Origin of the sequence: Duganella guangzhouensis, assembly GCF_009674535.1 — a bacterium.
GTDB lineage: Bacteria > Pseudomonadota > Gammaproteobacteria > Burkholderiales > Burkholderiaceae_D > Rugamonas > Rugamonas guangzhouensis.
Genome location: NZ_WKJK01000057.1, coordinates 1 through 1,475, shown reverse-complemented (window position 1 = coordinate 1,475; position 1,475 = coordinate 1). Strand labels below are relative to the sequence as shown.

At 51.0% G+C, this 1,475-nt stretch carries 1 rRNA gene; it reads right to left on the bottom strand.

Going from position 1 to position 1,475, the window contains the following annotated elements:
• Positions 1-1,468: ribosomal RNA gene (locus GJ699_RS33870) — 23S ribosomal RNA — on the bottom strand; the annotation flags it as partial.
• Between the last annotated feature and the right edge of the window lie 7 nt (positions 1,469-1,475).

The window sequence follows — 1,475 nt, the reverse complement described above, 5'->3', positions numbered from 1 at the left end:
CCTTCTATGAACCAGAAACTGACTATTCCAACAGTCAGACAACCTTCCGCGATCCGTCCCCCCATCGCATCATACGACGGTGCAGGAATATTAACCTGCTTCCCATCAGCTACGCATCTCTGCCTCGCCTTAGGGGCCGACTCACCCTGCTCCGATGAACGTTGAACAGGAAACCTTGGGCTTACGGCGTGGGGGCTTTTCACCCCCATTATCGCTACTCATGTCAGCATTCGCACTTCTGATACCTCCAGCATCCTTTACAAGACACCTTCGCAGGCTTACAGAACGCTCTCCTACCATATCCTTACGGATATCCGCAGCTTCGGTGACTGGCTTAGCCCCGTTACATCTTCCGCGCAGGACGACTCGATCAGTGAGCTATTACGCTTTCTTTAAATGATGGCTGCTTCTAAGCCAACATCCTGACTGTTTTAGCCTTCCCACTTCGTTTTCCACTTAGCCAATCTTTGGGACCTTAGCTGGCGGTCTGGGTTGTTTCCCTCTTGACGCCGGACGTTAGCACCCGACGTCTGTCTCCCAAGCTCGCACTCATCGGTATTCGGAGTTTGCAATGGTTTGGTAAGTCGCGATGACCCCCTAGCCATAACAGTGCTCTACCCCCGATGGTGATACTTGAGGCACTACCTAAATAGTTTTCGGAGAGAACCAGCTATTTCCAAGTTTGTTTAGCCTTTCACCCCTACCCACAGCTCATCCCCTAATTTTTCAACATTAGTGGGTTCGGACCTCCAGTGCGTGTTACCGCACCTTCATCCTGGCCATGAGTAGATCACTTGGTTTCGGGTCTACACCCAGCGACTAGCGCCCTGTTCGGACTCGATTTCTCTACGGCTTCCCTATTCGGTTAACCTTGCCACTGAATGTAAGTCGCTGACCCATTATACAAAAGGTACGCAGTCACCCCTTACGAGGCTCCTACTGTTTGTATGCACACGGTTTCAGGATCTATTTCACTCCCCTCCCGGGGTTCTTTTCGCCTTTCCCTCACGGTACTGGTTCACTATCGGTCGATTACGAGTATTTAGCCTTGGAGGATGGTCCCCCCATATTCAGACAGGATTTCTCGTGTCCCGCCCTACTTGTCGTACGCTTAGTACCACCGCTTTGATTTCGTGTACGGGGCTATCACCCGCTATGGCTGCCATTTCCAGAGCATTCCACTATCAAAACGACTATCACGTACAGGCTCTTCCCATTTCGCTCGCCACTACTTTGGGAATCTCGGTTGATTTCTTTTCCTGCAGCTACTTAGATGTTTCAGTTCGCCGCGTTCGCCTCACACACCTATGTATTCAGTGAGTGATACCCTAAAAGGGTGGGTTTCCCCATTCGGAAATCTGCGGATCAAAGCTTGTTTGCTAGCTCCCCGCAGCTTATCGCAAGCTACTACGTCCTTCATCGCCTGTAATCGCCAAGGCATCCGCCATGTGCACTTATTCACTTGTCCCTATAAC